At 69.5% G+C, this 17,738-nt stretch carries 18 protein-coding genes; 10 read left to right on the top strand and 8 right to left on the bottom strand.

The features are described 5' to 3' along the window. Positions 1–123 precede the first annotated feature (123 nt). The 3 genes from ASC79_RS15140 (at position 124) to ASC79_RS15150 (ending at position 5,517) form a co-directional block, all read left to right on the top strand. Positions 124–1,902, top strand: a complete 1,779-nt coding sequence (locus ASC79_RS15140) for an ABC transporter ATP-binding protein (RefSeq protein ID WP_200937208.1) — start codon at positions 124–126, stop codon at positions 1,900–1,902. After that, positions 1,899–3,746: an ABC transporter ATP-binding protein gene (locus ASC79_RS15145; RefSeq protein WP_056022797.1), complete on the top strand. Its 1,848-nt coding sequence runs from the start codon at positions 1,899–1,901 to the stop codon at positions 3,744–3,746. The genes ASC79_RS15140 and ASC79_RS15145 overlap by 4 nt, the downstream gene beginning before the upstream one ends. A 112-nt stretch (positions 3,747–3,858) precedes the next feature. Next, complete coding sequence (locus ASC79_RS15150; RefSeq protein ID WP_056022794.1) at positions 3,859–5,517, top strand: M28 family metallopeptidase; 1,659 nt, start codon at positions 3,859–3,861, stop codon at positions 5,515–5,517. Between the two features lie 6 nt (positions 5,518–5,523). Here the strand turns inward: ASC79_RS15150 and ASC79_RS15155 are convergent, their stop codons facing one another. From ASC79_RS15155 to ASC79_RS15170, 4 genes are all read right to left on the bottom strand, one after another. Further along, positions 5,524–5,970, bottom strand: a complete 447-nt coding sequence (locus ASC79_RS15155) for a hypothetical protein (RefSeq protein WP_156378398.1) — start codon at positions 5,968–5,970, stop codon at positions 5,524–5,526. Between the two features lie 23 nt (positions 5,971–5,993). Further along, positions 5,994–6,356, bottom strand: a complete 363-nt coding sequence (locus ASC79_RS15160; protein WP_056022788.1) for a hypothetical protein — start codon at positions 6,354–6,356, stop codon at positions 5,994–5,996. Between the two features lie 302 nt (positions 6,357–6,658). After that, the gene (gene fabF, locus ASC79_RS15165) at positions 6,659–7,927 is read right to left on the bottom strand and encodes a beta-ketoacyl-ACP synthase II (protein ID WP_056022786.1); all 1,269 of its coding nucleotides are present in this window, start codon (positions 7,925–7,927) and stop codon (positions 6,659–6,661) included. 5 nt (positions 7,928–7,932) lie between these two features. Next, positions 7,933–8,382: a MarR family winged helix-turn-helix transcriptional regulator gene (locus tag ASC79_RS15170; RefSeq protein ID WP_056022783.1), complete on the bottom strand. Its 450-nt coding sequence runs from the start codon at positions 8,380–8,382 to the stop codon at positions 7,933–7,935. A gap of 124 nt (positions 8,383–8,506) precedes the next feature. Here ASC79_RS15170 and ASC79_RS15175 point away from each other — a divergent pair, with 124 nt between their 5' ends. Beyond that, on the top strand, positions 8,507–9,088 hold the full coding sequence (locus ASC79_RS15175; protein WP_056022780.1) for a histidine phosphatase family protein: 582 nt from the start codon (positions 8,507–8,509) through the stop codon (positions 9,086–9,088). A 101-nt stretch (positions 9,089–9,189) separates the two neighbouring features. Next, entirely contained in the window at positions 9,190–9,552 is a 363-nt protein-coding gene (locus ASC79_RS15180) for an STAS/SEC14 domain-containing protein (protein ID WP_056022777.1), read from the top strand. Here ASC79_RS15180 and ASC79_RS15185 read toward each other — a convergent pair. Then, positions 9,549–10,367: a LytTR family DNA-binding domain-containing protein gene (locus tag ASC79_RS15185; protein ID WP_056022772.1), complete on the bottom strand. Its 819-nt coding sequence runs from the start codon at positions 10,365–10,367 to the stop codon at positions 9,549–9,551. The two genes, ASC79_RS15180 and ASC79_RS15185, sit on opposite strands and share 4 nt — an antisense overlap. A 233-nt stretch (positions 10,368–10,600) precedes the next feature. Here ASC79_RS15185 and ASC79_RS15190 point away from each other — a divergent pair, with 233 nt between their 5' ends. The 3 genes from ASC79_RS15190 to ASC79_RS15200 are packed head-to-tail and all read left to right on the top strand — an operon-like array spanning position 10,601 to position 12,713. Continuing rightward, positions 10,601–11,230 carry a LemA family protein gene (locus ASC79_RS15190; protein ID WP_082532221.1) on the top strand — a complete coding sequence of 210 codons (630 nt, stop codon included), beginning with the start codon at positions 10,601–10,603 and terminating at the stop codon, positions 11,228–11,230. Beyond that, entirely contained in the window at positions 11,227–12,018 is a 792-nt protein-coding gene (locus tag ASC79_RS15195; protein ID WP_056022766.1) for a YgcG family protein, read from the top strand. The genes ASC79_RS15190 and ASC79_RS15195 overlap by 4 nt, the downstream gene beginning before the upstream one ends. Before the next feature lie 2 nt (positions 12,019–12,020). Continuing rightward, positions 12,021–12,713 carry a TPM domain-containing protein gene (locus tag ASC79_RS15200; RefSeq protein ID WP_056022763.1) on the top strand — a complete coding sequence of 231 codons (693 nt, stop codon included), beginning with the start codon at positions 12,021–12,023 and terminating at the stop codon, positions 12,711–12,713. On the opposite strand, the gene ASC79_RS15205 is transcribed toward ASC79_RS15200, so the two are convergent. After that, the gene (locus tag ASC79_RS15205) at positions 12,710–14,341 is read right to left on the bottom strand and encodes a Na+/H+ antiporter (RefSeq protein ID WP_056022758.1); all 1,632 of its coding nucleotides are present in this window, start codon (positions 14,339–14,341) and stop codon (positions 12,710–12,712) included. The genes ASC79_RS15200 and ASC79_RS15205 overlap by 4 nt on opposite strands. Before the next feature lie 8 nt (positions 14,342–14,349). Beyond that, a complete protein-coding gene (gloB, locus tag ASC79_RS15210; protein ID WP_056022755.1) occupies positions 14,350–15,114 on the bottom strand; it encodes a hydroxyacylglutathione hydrolase in 765 nt (254 codons plus the stop codon). An 81-nt stretch (positions 15,115–15,195) separates the two neighbouring features. On the opposite strand from gloB, the gene ASC79_RS15215 reads away from it, so the two are divergent. Together ASC79_RS15215 and ASC79_RS15220 are read left to right on the top strand one after the other, a co-directional pair. Then, the gene (locus ASC79_RS15215) at positions 15,196–15,951 is read left to right on the top strand and encodes a class I SAM-dependent methyltransferase (protein ID WP_056022752.1); all 756 of its coding nucleotides are present in this window, start codon (positions 15,196–15,198) and stop codon (positions 15,949–15,951) included. A 75-nt stretch (positions 15,952–16,026) separates the two neighbouring features. Next, positions 16,027–16,371, top strand: coding sequence for a P-II family nitrogen regulator (locus tag ASC79_RS15220; RefSeq protein ID WP_056022749.1), 345 nt, complete (start codon positions 16,027–16,029; stop codon positions 16,369–16,371). 3 nt (positions 16,372–16,374) lie between these two features. Here the strand turns inward: ASC79_RS15220 and ASC79_RS21705 are convergent, their stop codons facing one another. After that, entirely contained in the window at positions 16,375–17,733 is a 1,359-nt protein-coding gene (locus ASC79_RS21705; RefSeq protein WP_056022746.1) for a hypothetical protein, read from the bottom strand. Positions 17,734–17,738: the final 5 nt, after the last annotated feature.

Raw genomic sequence — 17,738 nt, forward strand, 5'->3', positions numbered from 1 at the left:
GGTCAAAATGATCCGCATACTTCAAGATGGAAACTTGCGATGAGCGAGTCACACCCCTCCCAGCGGGGTGCGCGCAGCTCTGACTCCACCGCTGCGCGCGTGGACGTCAGTAAAATGCCGCGCGTGCTGCAGAGAATTACGGCGCTGTCGCTGCGCTATCCGGGGCGAATGGCCATCGCGGTCGCCTGCTCTCTCGGGGCGGCGGTGGCCAGCCTCACCCTTCCCAAGCTGTTCGGCCAGGGGGTCGACCAGGCCGGCGCATTGCTGACCACCGGCGCTGCGCACGCGGCCGAGGCGCAGGCCGCGCTATGGACCACGGCGCTGCTCGTGATCGCGGCCACGGTGATCCGCGGCGTGCTGACCATGATGACCGGATACCAGTCGGAATACGTCAGCCAGCGGGTCGGCTACGACCTGCGCCTGAAATACTTCCAGCAGTTGCAGCGGCTGAGCTTCGGCTTCCACGACCGCATCCACTCCGGCGACCTGGTCACCCGGGGGATGCTGGATCTGGAGGGGGCGCGGGTCTTCATCCAGAGCGGCGTGATGCAGCTGGTCTCGCTGGTCCTGCTGCTCGGCTTCGCCTCGTACATGATGCTGACCACGGACCTGGTCATGGGCCTGATCGGCCTGGCCTTCGTGCCGATCGCCGGGTTCGCGCTGGGACGGATGGGTTTCCTGCTGCGGGTCACCTGGCTGCGGGTGCAGGAACTGATGGCGGTGCTGACCCTGACCATGGAGGAGAACCTCCAGGGCATCCGCGTGGTGCGGGCCTTCGCCGGCAAGCGCTTCGAGATGGGCAAGTTCGACGCCGCCTCCAAGGACGCGCTCGACTTCTCCTACAAGCGGATCACGCTGCGGTTTCGGGCCGTGGCGGTGATGACCGTGTCGTTCTACGGCTCGATGGGGCTGCTGCTCTGGTACGGCGGCCACAAGGTCGCGGGCGGCGCGATGACGGTGGGCAAGCTCACCGAGTTCCTGACCTACATGACGCTGCTGCAGACGCCGATCCGGCAGATCGCGATGATCTTCAACGCCGCCGCGCGGGCGACCTCCTCGGGGGCTCGCCTGTTCGAGGTGCTGGACCTGGAGCCGGACATCGCCGACGCGCCAGGGGCCAAGGCGCTGGCGCCCAGCGCCGGCACGCTGCGCTTCGAGAACGTCGACTTCGCCTACGATCCTGACGGCAAGCAGATCCTGCGCGGCGTCAGCTTCGAGGTGCGCGCCGGCCAGACCCTCGGCGTCGTCGGTCCGCCGGGCAGCGGCAAGTCGACCATAGCCAACCTGATCCCGCGCTTCTACGACGTGACCGGCGGGACGATCACCATCGACGGCCAGGACATCCGCGACGTGACGCTGGCGTCGCTGCGCGAGTATGTCGGGCTGGTGCAGCAGGAGTCGTTCCTGTTCGACGCTTCGATCGGCCACAACGTGGCCTATGCCGACCCCTGGGCCGACGACGAGCGGATCGAGGGCGCGGCGCGCACCGCCCAGATCCACGACCACATCGCCGGCCTGCCCGACACCTATGAGACGCGGGTGGGCGAGCGCGGCGTGGCGCTGTCGGGCGGCCAGCGCCAGCGGCTGTCCATCGCGCGCGGCGTGGTGCCAGGTCCCGGGGTGATGATCTTCGACGACTCGACCGCGGCCATCGATGCGGTGACCGAGCGGCGGGTGCGCGACGCCTTGGCCGCGGCCACTGCGACCAAGGCCACCATCATCATCGCCCACCGGCTGTCGTCGCTCATGCACGCCGACCACATCGTCGTGCTGGACGACGGCGTGGTCGCCGAGCGCGGGACCCACGCCGAACTGATCAAGGCCGGCGGCGTCTACGCCGATCTCTACGAGCTGCAGACGCGGTCGGACGCCGAGGCCGTGCTGGACGAGGACGCGGCATGACGCAGGAACAGGTCAAGAAACCTCGCGCCTCGCTCGGATCGTCCGAGGGCGAGGACATCTTCGGAACCTTCGACACGGGGGTGGCCAAGCGCTTCCTGGCGATCATGCGCCCCTATCGCCGCGCCTTCCTGGGGGCGGTCGTCGCGGTGCTGATCTCGGCCGCCTCGGTGGTGGCGATCCCGGCCCTGATCGGGCGGGCGGTCAACGCGGCGGTGGCCCGCGACGGGGCGCTGCTGGACCAGACCCTGATCGCCTTCGCCGGACTGGTGGCGATCTATTCGACGGCGTTCTTCATCGAGCAGTGGCTGTCGGCGCGGCTGGCCCAGCGGGTGATCTTCGACATCCGCCGCAAGATGTTCGACCACTTCCAGGACGTCTCGCTGTCGTTCATGGACAAGACCCACGTCGGGCGGATCATGTCGCGGCTGCAGGGCGACGTGAACGCGCTGCAGGAGTTCCTGGAGAGCTCGACCGGCGCGGTCGGCGACTTCGCCATGCTGATCGGCATCGCCGCGGTCCTGATCAGCATGGACTGGCAGCTGGGATTGCTGACCCTGACCGTGCTGCCGATCCTGATCGCGGTGCGGGCGGTGTGGCTGCCGTTCTCCAAGAGCAGCTTCCGGGAGGCGCGCGACGCCTCCTCGACCGCCAACTCAGCGCTGGCCGAGAACATCAACGGCGTGCGCACCATCCAGGAGACCCGCCGCGAGGCGGTGAACTTCGACCTCTACAAGGACAAGGCCTACGACAACTTCGAGGCCCAGGCGCGGGCGTCCTGGATGACCCAGATCATGGTGCCGACGGTCGACGTGCTGACCGGCCTGGCCATGGCCATCGTCATCGTGGTCGGCGGCAACGCGGTGCTGGGCGGGCGGCTGGAGGTGGGCGTGATGGTCGCCTTCATCTTCTATGTGCAGCGGTTCTTCGACCCGGTCCGCATGCTGTCGATGCAGTACACGATCATGCAGCGGGCGATGGCGGCGGCGCACCGCATCTTCGAGGTGCTGGACGTGAAGGTCGCCATCCAGGACGCGCCCGACGCCCAGCCGCTCAGCGACGCGCCGGCGACGGTGGAGTTCAAGAACGTCACCTTCGGCTACGATCCGGCGCGGCCGGTGCTGCACGACATCAGCCTGAAGGTGAACCCGCGCGAGGTGGTGGCCCTGGTCGGGCCGACGGGCTCGGGCAAGACGTCGATCATCGCCCTGACGCACCGGTTCTATGAGGTCGATCAGGGCCAGGTGCTGGTCGGCGGCCAGGACGTGCGCGACGTGACGCTCGACAGCCTCGGCAAGACCATCGGCATGGTGCTGCAGGAGCCGTTCCTGTTCACCGGCACCATCGAGGACAACATCCGCTACAACACGGCGGGCGCAAGCTTCGAGGACGTGGTCGCGGCGGCCAAGGCGGTGGCGGCGCACGACTTCATCATGAAGCTGCCGGACGGCTATCAGACCAAGCTGGGCCAGCGCGGGCGCAACATCTCGATGGGCCAACGGCAGCTGATCTCGTTCGCCCGCGCGCTGGTCGCCGATCCGCAGATCCTGATCCTCGACGAGGCCACGGCCAACATCGACAGCTTCACCGAGCAGGCGATCCAGAAGGCTCTGAAGGTGCTGTTCGCTGGCCGGACCTGCATCGTCATCGCCCACCGGCTGGCGACCATCCGCGACGCCGACCGGATCGTGGTGCTGCAGCAGGGCCGCATCCTGGAGCAGGGGAACCACGACGAGCTGATGGCGACCGGCGGGCTTTATTCGCACCTCTACACCTCGGCGCACGCCTCGTTCGACGACCAGGTGGTGGCGACAACGGGCGACGCGGAGTTCGCGACGCGGACCTGACCGCCAGGAACTCCTCTCCCCGCTTGAGGGGAGAGGAGCCTTTATGGGTAGGCCGCTTTGGCGGCGGGAGCAGCCTGCTGTAGGTTCGGGCGCTCAAGTTCCAGGAGTCCCCATGATCCGCACCGCCGCGCTTTCGCTCGCCCTGTCGCTGCTCGCCACGAGCGCGTTGGCCCAGGAGCCGATCGATCCGGCGCGGCTGTCGTCGATCACCAAGGTGCTGGCCTCCGACGAGTTCCAGGGCCGCTCGCCCGGGACGCCGGGCGAGGCGAAGACCATCGAGTACCTGGTGAAGGAATTCAAAGCCCTGGGCCTGGAGCCGGCCGGAGACGCCGGCGCCTACACCCAGGAAGTGCCGCTGCTGCACACCGCGCTGAAGGACGGGACGGAGAGCTTCGCGCTCGACCTGAACGGCAAGCGCCGGGTCCTGGTCCGCAACGCCGATGTCACGGCCACGACCCTGCGGCCTGTGGACAAGGTGGCCATCGAGAAGGCGCCGCTGGTCTTCGTCGGCTATGGCGTCACTGCCCCCGAGCGCGGCTGGGACGACTTCAAGGGCGTCGACCTGACCGGCAAGGTCGCGGTCTTCCTGATTAATGATCCGGATTTCGAGGCGCAGACCGGCGAGCCGGTCGCCGGCAAGTTCGGCGGTCAGGCGGCCACCTACTATGCGCGCTGGACCTACAAGTTCGAGGAAGCCGCGCGGCGCGGGGCGATCGGGGCGCTGATCATCCATGAGGCGCCGGGCGCCGGCTATGGCTGGTCGACGGTGCAGGCCTCGAACGGCGAGGGCTTTGACATTGTGCGCGCCGACCCGGCCAAGGAGAAGGTGCTGCTGCAGGGCTGGCTGAGCGGCGAGGCGGGGCGCGAGCTGCTGGCCGCCGCCGGCCAGGATTTCGACGCGCTGAAGATCAAGGCGCGGCGCGCGGACTTCCGGCCCGTGCCGCTGGCCGGGGCCAGCTTCTCCGCGAGCTACGGCCTGACGCACGACCAGATCGTCAGCCGCAACGTCATCGGCAAGATCACCGGCGCCAAGCTGCCCAATGAGAGCGTGATGTTCGCCGCGCACTGGGACGCCTATGGCGTGGGCGCGCCGGACGCCCAGGGCCGCACGGTCCGCCCCGGGGCCCTTGACGACGCCATCGGCGTGGCCGGGACCATGGAGATCGCGCGGGCCTTCAAGGCCGGTCCGGCGCCGGCCCGCACCCTGGTGTTCGCCGCCTGGACGGCCGAGGAGCGCGGGCTGCTGGGCTCTGAGTACTACGGCGTCAACCCGACCGTGCCGCTGGAAACCATGGCGGCGAACCTGACCATGGACGTGCTGCAGCCGAACGGCCTGGCCAAGGACGTGGTGCTGATCGGAGCCGGGCAGAACGCGCTGGAGGACATGCTGGCCAAGGCCGCCGCCGCCCAGGGGCGGACGGTGACGCCGGACGCCCATCCCGAACGGGCGCTGTTCTATCGCGCCGACCACTTCTCACTGGCCCGCAAGGGCGTGCCGGTGCTGCTGCTGATGGGGCTGGGCGGCGGCGCCGACCTGGTGAACGGGGGCCGTGAGGCCGGCGACCGCTGGGTGACCGAATACACGGCCAAGGCCTATCACACGACCGGGGACGCCTGGTCCGCCGATTGGGACCTGCGCGGCGCGGCCCAGGACGTGGCGCTGTTCTACGAGATCGGCAAGGAACTGGCCGCCGGCGGCGCCTGGCCCAACTGGAAGGACGGCTCGGAGTTCAAGCCGGTCCGTGACGCCAGCGCAGCCAAGCGGCGCTGAGCCCCCTCAGTCGGCGTCGTCGGCGGGTTCGTCCTTTAATAGGTCGGCGCGGCGGATGGCGGAGATCACCATCTGCAGATCACGCCGATTGCTGTGCAGGGCGCGCTGGACATCGGGGCGCCGGTAGACGTCGCCGGGAATGATCACCCGCCGGCCTCGCACGCGCTGGCAGTAGCCGAGGTCGACGAGCCGGCTGACATAGCGCCGGGCCGTCTCGCGCGGGATGTTCAGGGACGCGGAGATCGATAGCGCGCTTACCGCCCGCCGCAGGTCGTCGGGGGCAATGCCCTGGGCGTCGAACTCGCCCAGATGCCGCTCCACCGACAGGTGGCTGACGGTCGCCTGGCCGATGGCGATGAACACGACGCCGAGCATCATGTCGCCTTCGAACACCTCGCTGAGATTGGCGAGAGTCCGAAGGACGAAGCTGCCCCCCAGCCGCGCCAGGAACATGTTGTTGGCTTCCTGCACTGGAGTCAGGCGTCGGGAATCGGCCGCAGGCGGACTTCGAGCCCGCTGTTGGCGAGTTCAGTGCGGAACGGCTTGCTGAAGGCCCAGGCCTCGGTGCGGCCCAGAAGCACGCGGCGGAACGGGGCGTGGGCGAACGGCTCGGCCGGGGCTGGTTCGGCGTATTCGCGCAGCAGGGCGTCTATCCCCGCCTTCAGCCGGACGCTGTCCATGCCGGTGATGCGGCCGCGGGTGAACTCGACCAGCTCGTCGGCGGTTGCCGGTTCGCCGAGCGACCGGATGCCGGTGACCAGCGCGATAAGAATTCGGGCCTTCTCGGCGGCCGTATGCTGCGAGCGAAGGCTATGCGTGGGAAAATTGATGATTGTCATTCAAAACGCCCCGGACGGCGAATTGTAACGCCATGTAAAATCCAGATCATGCAGCGTCGGGAATACGACGTTGGCATCGCGTCTTCGGCGATAAGATCGCCGGTTATCTTGAATTCGATCATTACTCGCCTGAGAAGCTAAGCTGAACAACTAGGGTCGATACCCGCGCTGGGATAGCTAACAACTTCTGAACGGCGGTCGTCGAGTTCCCCAAATTGGGGAGGCTGGGCAGTCAAAACGACGCCAGCCGCACCCTGGGGTGCGGCTGGCCATGTGGATACATCCTGAGGGCGCGCCCTGCGTCAGCCGTCCCAGCGCTTGAAGATCACGCTGGCGTTCACGCCGCCGAAGCCGAAGCCGTTGGAGAGCGCGTAGTCGAAGCTGGCCGGGCGGGACTTCAGGGCCACGAGGTCGAGGCCGGCGGCGTCCTCGTCCGGATTCTCGAGATTGAGCGTCGGCGGGACGATCTGGTCGCGCAGGGCCAGGACGGTGAAGATCGCCTCCAGGCCGCCGGCGGCGCCCAGCAGGTGGCCCGTCGCCGACTTGGTGGAGCTGATGGCCGGGCCGTGGCCGGTTCCGAACACCGCCTTGATCGCCGCCAGTTCGCCCTTGTCTCCGACCGGGGTCGAGGTGGCGTGGGCGTTGAGGTGGCCGATGGCCGACGGCTCCAGGCCGGCCTGGGCCAGGGCCATGCGCATCGAGCGGGCCGCGCCGTCGCCGTCCTCGGGGCCGGCGGTCAGGTGATAGGCGTCGGCGCTGGTGCCGTAGCCGACCAGTTCGGCGATCGGCTTGGCGCCGCGGGCCAGGGCGTGGTCGAGCGACTCGATCACCAGGATCCCGGCGCCTTCGCCCATGATGAAGCCGTCGCGGGCGGAGTCGAACGGGCGCGAGGCCTTGGTCGGCTCGTCGTTGAAGGCCGAACCGAGCGCGCGGGCGGCGGCGAAGGCGCCCAGGCTGACCCGGTCGATCGTGGCCTCGGCCCCGCCGCAGATGGCGATGTCGGCCTCGCCGGCGCGGATCATCCGGGCGGCGTCGCCGATGGCCTGGACGCCGGCGGCGCAGGCGGTGACCGGCGCGCCGAGCGCACCCTTGTAGCCATATCGGATCGACACCCAGCCGGCCGCCAGGTTGGCGAGGAAGGAGGGGACGGTGAACGGCGAGAGGCGGCGAACGCCGCGGTCGTCGGTGATGCGTACGGCCTCGGCGATGGCGGGAAAGCCGCCGATGCCGGTGGCGATGATGGTCGCGGTGCGGTGCTTTTCCGCCTCGCTCTGCGGCGTCCAGCCGGCCTGGGCGATCGCCTCGTCGGAGGCGGCCAGGGCGAACTGGATGAACCGGTCCATCTTCTTCTGGTCCTTGCCGGGAACCGCCGCGTCGAGGTCGAAGCCGGCCTCGGCGTCGTCCGCCTTGGACTGGACGTTTCCGGCCACCTGGGCCGGGACGTCGGGCGCGAGCTCGGCGGGCAGCCGGCGCAGGCCCGACTGTCCTGCGGTCAGCCGCGACCAGGCGCTTTCGGTTCCGGTTCCCAGGGGCGAAACCACGCCCAGACCCGTGACGACAATTCTACGCATCTCACTCACCTTTCAGCTCTCTCAAGGGCCAGGGCCGCACGTTCCAAGCGCACCAGGGCCTGACGGGTTTCGTCCGCGTCGCCTTCCAGCAACTCGGCGAGGTCGGCTTGCGCCTGTCGCCACGCCGGTATGGTCGTCATGATCAGGTCCGCCCCGGCGGACGTGATCGCAAGTTGTCGTCCGCCGCGCCCGCGCCCGCCTTCGCCGGCGACCAGGCCGCGGGCTTCCAGGAGCTTGAGGTTGCGGACCAGGGCGGAGGGTTCGACCCCGACCTCCTCGGCCATCGCCGCGATGGTGCGGTGCTCGCCGCGCGCGATCACGCCCAGCAGCACGTACTGGCTGATATTCAGGCCGAAGGTCTTGAGGCGGAGGTTGAACGCCCGCGTCACCGCCCGCGCCGCCTTGCGGCTGCGGTGTCCGAAGCAGAACCAGAGCATGTCGTCGGGCGCCGGCATTATCCGGTATATACAGGATTATATCTGCGACCCCAAGGGCGCGCGGCAGGTCTGGCGCGGCTGGCCGACCTCGGAGATAACGGCTGCAAAGCCGGGCGAGCCGGTGCGAAGGGGAAGCGACGCCATGGAACTGATCCTCATCCGTCACGGACTGCCGGTGCGCCGCGACGACAGCGCCGATCCCGACCTGTCGGCGGAAGGCCACGACCAGTCGCGCAAGGTCGCCGCCTGGCTGGCGCACGAGGGCGCGGACGCGGTGTGGTCGAGCCCGATGCGCCGGGCGGTCCAGACCGCCCAGCCGTTCGCCGACCACCTGGGCCATCAGATCAGCCAGCATGAGGGCGTGGCCGAGTTCGACCGCGACTCCGGCGCCTATGTGCCGATGGAGGTGCTGAAGCGCGAGAACTACGAGGCCTGGCTGGCCCTGGCCCGCGGCGAGCACGCGATGGACATCGAGGCGTTCAGCGCCGCCGTGGTCGGCGCGCTGGAAGAGGTGATCGCCGCCCATCCCGGCCAGCGGGTGGCGGTGTTCTGCCATGGCGGCGTCATCAATGTCTGGACGGCGCACATCCTGGGCATGGCGCCGCGGCTGTTCTTCGAGCCGGGCTACACCAGCGTGCACCGCTACATGTGCGCCCGCGGCGGCCAGCGGAACGTGCTGGCCCTGAACGAGCGCGCGCACCTGCGGGAGATGGCGGGGGCTTGAGTGATTTATGAAGCGGCGCTGGATAGGTCCTTCGCACCCTTGATCGCGCTCAATGCGTTGCCTTTGCCTGGGACCTAAGTCTCGCCGCAGAGGAGCTGGGCATGCTGGACATCAAGATCGACGAGGCCGCGGGCTATATCGAGCTGACGGTCGATGGCGCAGTCGACAGCGCCGGCTATGAGGCCGCGGTCGCGGCCATCGAGGCGCTGTTGAAGACTCACGACAAGATCAATGCGGTCGAGGTGGTGCGCAGCTTCGCGGGCATGGAGCCCAGTCTGTGGTGGCGCGACCTCAACTACAGCTTCGCTCGGCTGGATTCCTTCGGACGCTGCGCGGTGGTCACCGACAATGGCTGGATGGGGCCGATGGCGCGGTTCTTCGCGGCCTTTCTGTCGGTCGAGGTGCGGACCTTCGACCTGAAGGATCTGGAGGCGGCGCGCGCCTGGGCCAAGGACGGCGTCTAGCCGGCCCGCAGGCGCGCCAGGGCGTCGGGGAAGCGGCGTGACAAGGGCGCCTCGATATCGCCGAGGCGGACGGCGTAGTCGCCGGACTTCTCGGGCCGCAGTTCGGTGACGCGGGCGGCGTTCACCAGCCACGACCTGTGGGTGCGTACGAAGCCCAGCGGCGCGAGTTCGGCCTCGAGTGCGGTCAGCGAGGAGCGCATCAACGGCTTGCGGCCGTCGGCCAGCATGAACTCGACATAGTTGCCGGCCGAGGACGCGGCGAGGATGTCGGCGGCGGGGACGCGCATCACGCGCGCGCCGTCGCGGATGTCGAAGGTGGCGGGCGTGGCGCTCGGCGGCGAGGCCTCTTGGGCCGGCGTCCCGTAGAGCCGGGCCAGGCCCCAGAAGGCGGCGACGCCGATGAAGTAGCCGATGGCGTCCTTGCGCAGCTCGTAGACGAAGCGCTGGGCGAGGTCGAATTCGAAGGGCATGTCGAGCCAGCCGAAGATCAGGCCGCGCAGGAGATAGAAGCCGACGATGTGCGCGGTCGCGAAGGCGAGCAGACCCACGATCTGGATCGCCAGCATCCGCCAGCGCGGCCGGCTGTCGGGCGGGGCGATGCGAAAGGCGGCCCAGCCGATCCACATGAAGGCGATGGCGCAGACGGCGCTGGTGTACTGCTCCACCGCCGGGCAGATCCACGGCGTCTGCGGGCGATCCTGAAGGGCGGTGAACATGTTGACCGTGTTCAGCGCCAGGATGGTGACGGCGAACAGCGGGACCGCGCGCCAGAAGACGCCGTTCAGCTCGGGGCCGGATCGCTGGCCGTTCGTCACGCGTGGGTTCCCGTCTGTTGCGCGCGGACTTTCACTGCTTCGCGAGCTCAGGCCAAGCCTTGCGAACGCCGCATCGGCGAACGCGTCTCAGTAATCGCGCGGAGATTGCGCAGCCGCGCGCCTCAGGCCAATGATGTTCGCGCCAAGCTCGGACTTGGCGGCCTTGGGAGCACTCTCACGTGACCAATATTCGCCAACGTTTCGTGCGCGCAGCCCTGATCGTGCTGGCGCCCATGCTGATCGCCGGCTGCGGGGTGAACACCATCCCCACCAAGGACGAGAAGGCCAAGGCCGCCTGGGCCGAAGTCCAGAACCAGTACCAGCGACGGGCCGATCTGATCCCCAACCTGGTGGAGACCGTGAAGGGCTATGCGACCCAGGAGCGCGAGGTGCTGACCCAGGTCACCGAAGCCCGCGCCTCGGCCACCCAGGTCAAGGTCGACGCCTCGACCATCACCGACCCGGCGCAGTTCCAGAAATTCGCCCAGGCCCAGGACCAGCTGTCGGGCGTGCTGGGCCGGCTGATGATGATCCAGGAGCGCTATCCTGACCTGAAGTCGAACCAGAACTTCCTGGCGCTGCAGAGCCAGCTGGAGGGCACCGAGAACCGCATCGCCATCGCGCGGCGCGACTACAACGCGGCGGTCCAGGACTTCAACACCGAGATCCGCACCTTCCCGGGCGCGCTCTGGGCCGGCACGGTCCATCGCTGGGCCAAGCCGATGCAGACCTTCGCGGCCAGCGCCGCGGCGCAGACCGCGCCTAGCGTGAACTTCGGCGGAACCGCGCCGGCCGCGCCGCCGGTGAACATGGCGCCGGCGACGACGGCTCCGGCGGCCCCGGTTCCGGCCCCCGCCCAATGACGATGCGCACGGGGCCGTGGGGCGCGGTGCGCCTCGCGGTCCTGGTCATGTTTGCGTGGGTCGGGGCGGCGGTCGCCGCGCCGACCTTCCCGCCCCTGACCGGGCGGGTGGTCGACAACGCCAACGTCCTCTCTCCGGAGACTGAGGCTGAGCTGACGCAGGAGTTGGCGACGCTGGAGACCCAGACCGGCCGCCAGCTGGTCGTGGCGACCCTGCCTGACCTGCAGGGCTACGAGATCGAAGACTACGGCTATCAGCTGCTGCGCACGTGGGGCATCGGCAGCAAGGAGCGCAACGACGGCGCGATCCTGATCGTCGCGCCGACCGAGCGGAAGGTGCGCATCGAGGTCGGCTATGGCCTGGAGCCGGTGCTGACCGACGCGCTTTCCAGCCTGATCATCAACCAACGGATCCTCCCGGCCTTCAAGGAGGGCCGGCTGGAGGAGGGCGTTGTCGACGGGACGCGCGCGATCATCCAGCAGCTGGCCCTGCCGGAAGACGAGGCCCGAGCTGCGGTCGCCCAGGCCGAGGAGCGTCCGCAGAGCGAAGGCGGGGTCGGGTTCGGCACGATCATCGTCATCTTCATCATCTTCTGGCTGCTGAGCGGCGTGTTCGGCGGACGCCGGCGGCGCGGCGGCCTGTGGTGGCTGCCGTTGATCCTCGGCAGCGGCGGCGGCGGCGGAGGCCGTGGCGGCTGGGGCGGCGGCGGTGGCGGCGGCTTTGGAGGCGGCGGTTTCAGCGGCGGCGGCGGGTCTGGCGGCGGCGGCGGCGCCTCGGGGAGTTGGTAGGGATGCTGAGCGAAACGGACCGCGCCCGCATCGAGGCGGCCGTCAAGGCGGCCGAAGCCGGGACGACGGGCGAGATCTACTGCGTCGTGGCGCCGGAATCCTCGGAGTATCTGGAGGTGCCGATCGCCTGGGGGGCCATCGCCGCGCTGGCCGCGCCGGCGGCCCTGCTGGCGGCGGGCATCCATGTCTCGGCGCCCGACGACTTCGGCGGCGGCTGGTCGGCGGCGCAGATGAGCTCGGCGGCGGAAGCGGCGGCGCGGGCGGCCTTGAGCGGCGCGATCCTGCTACAGGGCGCGCTGTTCGTGGTGGTCGCGATGCTGGTCGCCATCCCGGTGGTGCGCCAGTTCATGACGCCGCGCGCCCTGAAGCGCGAGCGGGTGCGCCGGCGCGCGCACGAACAGTTCCTGGCCAAGAATCTGCAGGCGACCCGCGAGCGGACCGGGGTGCTGATCTATGTCTCGGCGCGCGAGCACATGGCCGAACTGATCGCCGACGACGGCATCGCCGCCAAGGTGCAGGACGGGGCCTGGGAAGGCGCCATGCAACGGCTGATCGAGGGCTTGAAGTCCGGTCGGCCCGCCGATGGGTTCGAGGACGCTATCGGCCTGTGCGGGGCGATCCTGGCCGAGCACTTCCCGCCGCGCGAAGGCGACAATCCCAATGAGCTGTCGGACTCGGTCGTGGTGCTGGCTTAGGGGGCGTAGCGCGCTTCCAGAAGGTCGATCTCGCGCACCAGCTTGCGGGCGGATTCGTCGTTCAGGCGGCGGGCGCGGGCCAGGCGATAGATGGCGTCGCGCTCGGCGCGCAGGCCGGCCAGGCGAAGCTGGCGCTCGATCAGATCCTGCCTGCGGTTGAGTTCAAGAATCTCGGGCTCCTGCCGGCGGCTGTCGATCCGCTGGCGATAGAGCTCCATGATCCGCGCCGAGGCGTCCGTGTAGAGGTCGGCGTCGGCGCGGCCCTCGGCCATGTCGTGCTGCGCCTGCTCGATGGCGGTGATCGCGGCCTGGGCCGCCTCGACGCGGGCGTTGTCGATGTCGTTCTGGTGCGAGGGCTCGGGCGGCAGCTCCAGGTCCTTCAGCAGCCTGGGCAGGACGATGCTGGCCGCGACCAGCGACACGATGATCACCCCGGCGGCCAGGAAGATCGCGAGGTTGCGGGCCGGGAACGGCGTGCCGTCGGCCAGCGCGAAGGGCAGGGTCAGCACGCCGGCCAGGGTGATGGCGCCGCGCACCCCGGCGACCGACGTCGCGGCGATCAGCCGCCAGCTGACCGGTGGCGCCGGTTCGCCGCGGCGGATGGCGCGGGCGATGTTCCACTTCAGCGACACCCACGCCCAGACGAACCGAAGTGCGGCGAGGGCGGCGGTGATAGCCAGGACATAGACCGCCAGCCACCAGGGCTCGTGATGGCCGGTGATGCGCACGGTCTCGGCGGCGCGGGCCATGATGCTGGGCATCTGCTCGCCCAGCAGCACGAAGATGACGCCGTTGAGCGCGAACTGGATGGTGTCCCAGACCGCCGCGCGGCGCACGCGCGTGACCGCCAGGACCTGGCCGCTCTGCTCGGTGAAGCTCATCGTCACCCCGGCGGCGACGGCGGCCAGGATGCCCGAGCAATGGAAGTGCTCGGCCAGCAGGTAGGCGCCGAACGGGATCAGCAGGCTGATGAGGATCTGGACGCTGGTGTCTTCGCCAAGCTTGGCGCTGATCCAGGTCTTGAGCTTGGTGACGCTCCAGGTGACGCCCGTGCCGATGGCCAGGCCGCCAAGGGCGACCCACAGGAACGAGCCGACCGCCTCCTGCAGCGAGAAGGCCCCGGTTACCGCCGCGGCGACGGCGAAGCGCATGCAGACCAGGCCCGAGGCGTCGTTCAGCAACGACTCGCCTTCGAGGATGTGCATCAGCCGCTTGGGGATCGGGGCGCGCGAGGCGATGGCCGAGACCGCGATCGGGTCCGTCGGCGACAGGACCGCGGCGAGCGCGAAGGCGACCGCCAGCGGCATGGCCGGTATCAACCAGTGGATCAGGAAGCCGACCCCGATGACGGTGAACACCACCAGGCCCAGGGCCAGCTCCAGGATCACCGCCCCGTCGCGGAACAGGTCGTCTTTTGGAATGCGCCAGCCGTCCAGGAACAGCAGTGGGGGCAGGAACAGCAGGAAGAAGATCGACGGCTTCAGGTCGACCGTCGGGATGAAGGACAGGGCGATGATCGCGCCGAGCCCGATCTGCACGAGCGGCAAGGGCAGCCGCACCAGCCGCGCCAATGGCGCGCTGACCACGACGGCCAGCAGCAGGAAGAGGATGGTCGAAATCGAGGACAAAGGCCGCCCTAGCCCTTGAAGCTGTCCTTGGCGGCCCGGACCGCGGCGAACGCTTCATGGTCCGGGGCACCCGAGAGGCCCATGCGCCCGGCGAGTTGCGGGGCGCGCAGGAAGGGGTTGGTGGCCTTCTCCAGGCCGATGGTCGTCGGCACCGTCCACTCGCCGCGCTCGCGGGCCGCGAAGATGTCGTCGGCGCGGGCCTTCAAGGCCGGGTCGTCGTCGACCGACAGCGCGAAGCGGGCGTTGGAGGCGGTGTACTCGTGCGCGCAATAGACCTTGGTGTCGTCGGGCAAGGCGGTCAGGCGCTGGAGGCTGTCCCACATCTGCTGCGGCGTGCCTTCGAACAGGCGGCCGCAACCGAGGGCGAACAGGGTGTCGCCGACGAAGGCGGTGTGATCGGCGGCGTCGAAATAGGCGATGTGGCCCAGGGTGTGGCCGCCGCTCTCGATCACGTCGAAGCGAGTCTCGCCGAGCATCACGTCATCGCCGCCGGCGACGACGCGGTCGGGCGCCTGGCCGATGCGCTCGACTTCCTGCGGTCCGACCACGATCGCGCCGGTGGCGGCCTTGATCTCGGCGTTGCCGCCGGCGTGGTCGGGGTGCCAGTGGGTGTTGAGGATCAGGTCCAGCGTCCAGCCGAGGGTCGCCAGCTCGCGCAGGATCGCCGCTGCGTCGGGCGTGTCGATGCAGGCGGCCAGTCCGGTGGCGTCGTCGCGCACCAGGAAGCCGTAGTTGTCCGACAGGCAGGGGAATTGATGGACGGTGATCGACACGTGTCTCTCCAAGCCTTCTTGTCCGGATCCTTGCGATTTAGGGTCGGCAGCGGGCCAAGTCGAGCCTAAGTCTTGCACAGCATGCGTCGCGACGTCCTCGAACTCCGTCAGTTCTACGCCACCCGGCTGGGCCGTGCGGCGCGGGAAATGGTCTCGCGCAAGGTGCTGGAGACCTGGGGCGACGCCCGCGACCTGGACATGCTGGGCCTCGGCTACGCCACGCCGTTCCTGGGATCGTTCCCGCCGGCCGCGCGCCGGGTGGTCGCCGCCATGCCCGCCCAGCAGGGCGTCGAGCTGTGGCCGTCCGAAGGCGCGAACCTCGCCTGCCTGTCGCTTGAGGACGCCCTGCCGTTCCAGAACGCGTTCTTCGACCGGATCCTGGCGGTCCACGCCCTGGAGGAAAGTCCCGACCCGATCGCGTTGCTGCGCGAGGTCTGGCGCGTGCTCTCGCCGACCGGCCGCGTAGTGGTGGTGACCGCCGCGCGCAACGGGCTGTGGGCCAACGCCGAGCGGACCCCGTTCGGGCACGGGCGTCCCTACACCCGCAGCCAGCTGGCCGATCTGCTGCGCGAGGCGGACCTGGAGCCCACCGGCTGGACCCGCGCGCTCTATGTGCCGCCGGTCGGGTGGATGGCGGGCTGGGCCGAGGGCTTCGAGCAGGCCGGTTCGCGGCTGTGGCCGGGCTTCGCCGGCCTGGTGCTGACCGAGGCGGTCAAGGAGACCTTCGCCGTGAAGGCCAAGGCCGCCCGCGTGCGCGCGCCTGTTGTTCGACCAGGCCTTGCACCCGTTCCGGCCAATCGGGCGCCTGTTTCGCGGGCGCAGGAACCTCAGAGCTAGAGAAGCGCTTGGACACGGTGTCGCTTGGGCCTAGCTTGGGCCGTCAGCCAACGGCATCTGTTTGGGAGTAGCGCCATGAAAATGATCGTCGCGGTCATCAAGCCGAGCCGCCTGGACGCCGTTCTGGAAGCGGTCACCGAGGCCGGCGCGTCAGGCCTGACGGTCACCGAGGTGCGCGGCTACGGCCGCCAGCGGGGCAAGACCGAGGTCTATCGCGGCGCCGAGTACGAGGTGAAGCTTCTGCCCAAGGTTAAGCTCGAGATCGCGGTGCCTTCCGACATCGCCGATGCGGTGATCGAAGCGGTGGCGCGCACCGCCAACACCGGCAAGATCGGCGACGGCAAGGTGTTCGTGCTGGACCTGGAGCAGGCGCTGCGCATCCGCACGGGCGACCGCGACGCGTCAGCGATCGCCGGCTGAAGTCTAGAGGAAGCTGCCGTCGTCCGACGGGTGGTGCGGAACGCTGTAGATCGCGGTCCCGATCGACACCGGCTCGCCGTGCGGTTCGCGCGGGTCGATCTCAGGGGCCGCGCCCGCCGGGCTGTGCCGGCCGTGGCCGACCAGCAAGTAGCCGTCTTCCCTGCCGTCGCCGTCCAGGTCGACGCCGACCCGTTCGCCCGGCGTCGGCGGGCCGGTGAAGAAGTTCTGACTGTTGGCCAGGCCTTCCATCACGTCGGGCTTTTCCGTGCGCGAGATGACGGCGACGTTCTTGCCCTGGAACGAGAAGCGGTCGCCCTCGTGGGCCGCGAAGTCGAACACCACACCGTAGAGTCCGTCCGGCGCGGGCCGGGCGGCCAGCACGAAGTTGTCAGCGCCGGCGCCGCCGATGGCGATCGTGGCCGACGAGAGGTGGATCTGGTCGTCGCCGGCTCCGCCGTCGAGAATGTCGAACTGGCCCTCCGGCGCCGTGCCGCCGTCCAGGGTGTCGTCACCCTCGCCGCCATAGAGCTGGTCCGCGCCCGCGCCGCCCATCAGGCTGTCGTCGCCAGCGCCGCCCGACAGGGTGTCGTCGCCGTCGCCGCCGGTCAGCGTGTCGTCGCCCGCGCCGCCGTCGATAACCTGGCCCGCATGGTTTTCGGCCGCGATGGCGGCTGGCGCGTCGTCGAGGTCGGTCGGCTGAGTTTCCAGGGCCGAGACGACGGCCGGCGCCGCTTCGGGCGTGGTCGCAGTCGCCTGGGGCGCCTGCTCGTCGGTGGAAGGTTCGGAGGTCGCGCCGGCCGAGGGAGCATCCTCGCTCGGGCCGTGGTTCTGCGGCGCCAACATGTCCTGGCGCTGCACGTCCTCTGAGCTGGCCTGCGCCGTCCCGGCGGCCGCTATGGCGGCTGCGGCCTCGACAGGCTCGGCGTGCTGGGCGGGCGCTGGAGTCGCGGCCTCGGCGTCGTCGACTTCGTGGATGAAGGTCGCGGCGACCACCAGGGCGATGAAGGTCTGCACCTGGCGGGCGCTGAGCGAGACGACCACGTCGTCGCGGGCCTCGCGCCAGTCGCCGCCAAGCAGGCGGTCGCAGGCGGCCCACAGGGTCTCGCCCTCCTGGATCGCATCGGCCGAGGCGTCATGGATGACGAACTGGCCGTTGATCCGGGCGACATGGATCAGCACTTCTTCCTGGTCGTCCTTGATGACGCACCAGGGATCGCCCTCGTCGGTGACGCCGTAGACGACCTCGACCTTGGCGCCGTCGGCGGCGAGGCGGTCGGCCATCTCCGACAACCGCGCGCGCTCGGCGGCGGTCCATCCGCCGCCGGCGCTGGGCCGCGGCGCGAACGGGACGACGTTGTCCATTACGA

It is taken from the genome of Phenylobacterium sp. Root1290 (assembly GCF_001425305.1).
GTDB lineage: Bacteria > Pseudomonadota > Alphaproteobacteria > Caulobacterales > Caulobacteraceae > Phenylobacterium.

Coding starts and splice junctions, on each gene's coding strand:
- ASC79_RS15145 (WP_056022797.1), top strand. CDS start 1,899: ATGACGCAGGAACAGGTCAAGAAACCTCGCGCCTCGCTCGGATCGTCC.
- fabF (WP_056022786.1), bottom strand. CDS start 7,927: ATGCGTAGAATTGTCGTCACGGGTCTGGGCGTGGTTTCGCCCCTGGGA.
- ASC79_RS15195 (WP_056022766.1), top strand. CDS start 11,227: ATGACGATGCGCACGGGGCCGTGGGGCGCGGTGCGCCTCGCGGTCCTG.
- ASC79_RS15170 (WP_056022783.1), bottom strand. CDS start 8,382: ATGCCGGCGCCCGACGACATGCTCTGGTTCTGCTTCGGACACCGCAGC.
- ASC79_RS15155 (WP_156378398.1), bottom strand. CDS start 5,970: ATGTTCCTGGCGCGGCTGGGGGGCAGCTTCGTCCTTCGGACTCTCGCC.
- ASC79_RS21705 (WP_056022746.1), bottom strand. CDS start 17,733: ATGGACAACGTCGTCCCGTTCGCGCCGCGGCCCAGCGCCGGCGGCGGA.
- ASC79_RS15150 (WP_056022794.1), top strand. CDS start 3,859: ATGATCCGCACCGCCGCGCTTTCGCTCGCCCTGTCGCTGCTCGCCACG.
- ASC79_RS15175 (WP_056022780.1), top strand. CDS start 8,507: ATGGAACTGATCCTCATCCGTCACGGACTGCCGGTGCGCCGCGACGAC.
- ASC79_RS15200 (WP_056022763.1), top strand. CDS start 12,021: ATGCTGAGCGAAACGGACCGCGCCCGCATCGAGGCGGCCGTCAAGGCG.
- ASC79_RS15215 (WP_056022752.1), top strand. CDS start 15,196: ATGCGTCGCGACGTCCTCGAACTCCGTCAGTTCTACGCCACCCGGCTG.
- ASC79_RS15180 (WP_056022777.1), top strand. CDS start 9,190: ATGCTGGACATCAAGATCGACGAGGCCGCGGGCTATATCGAGCTGACG.
- ASC79_RS15220 (WP_056022749.1), top strand. CDS start 16,027: ATGAAAATGATCGTCGCGGTCATCAAGCCGAGCCGCCTGGACGCCGTT.
- ASC79_RS15160 (WP_056022788.1), bottom strand. CDS start 6,356: ATGACAATCATCAATTTTCCCACGCATAGCCTTCGCTCGCAGCATACG.
- ASC79_RS15190 (WP_082532221.1), top strand. CDS start 10,601: ATGCTGATCGCCGGCTGCGGGGTGAACACCATCCCCACCAAGGACGAG.